General features: G+C 48.8%; 1 protein-coding gene. It reads left to right on the top strand.

Annotated elements, in window-relative coordinates; genetic code table 11:
• Positions 1 to 668: recombinase family protein (locus tag DW965_RS18885; RefSeq protein ID WP_199681689.1), on the top strand; the 668-nt coding region annotated here is incomplete at both ends.

Below are 668 nucleotides of genomic sequence, written 5' to 3'. Positions count from 1 at the left end.
CCATACGGTTATCAGTTAGAGCCTACTGTGGTAGAGGGTATCCGCACAAAGAAAATGGTTGCCGACCCCGTAGCCGCCGACCATGTTCGGCTGATGTTTGAAATGTACGCTGAACCGGAAACCTCCTTCGGAGATATTACCCGATACTTCGAGGAACATGACATAAAAATTTATGGCAAATCCATGTTCCGTACATTTCTTTCCCAGCTTTTAAGAAACCCCGTTTACGCACAGGCCGATTTGGAGCTGTACGAATTTTTCAAGAGCCAGGGCGCAGCGATTGTCAATGACGCTTCCGACTTTGCCGGAACAAACGGCTGCTATCTCTATCAGGGGCGGGATGTGAAGGAGGACAAGGACAGGTGCTTAAAAGACCAGATACTTGTTATCGCTCCCCACGAAGCACTCATTTCCTCTGACACATGGCTGAAATGCCGGAAAAAACTTATGGCAAATACCACCTTCCAGCAGGGACGGAAACCGAAAAATACTTGGCTGGCCGGAAAAATCAAATGCGGGCATTGTGGGTATGCTCTGAAAGCCACCCATGTACCAAACAGCACCGGATATTTCCGCTGTACCAAACGGACGGAAAACAAAGGCTGTCCGGGCTGCGGGAAAATCCGCAAAGAAGAATTTGAGCAATTCATTTTCTCGGCCATGCAGGA

Origin of the sequence: Blautia sp. AM47-4, assembly GCF_003479865.1 — a bacterium.
Taxonomy (GTDB): Bacteria; Bacillota; Clostridia; order Lachnospirales; family Lachnospiraceae; genus Fusicatenibacter; species Fusicatenibacter saccharivorans.
This window is presented reverse-complemented; position numbering and strand designations above follow the sequence as displayed.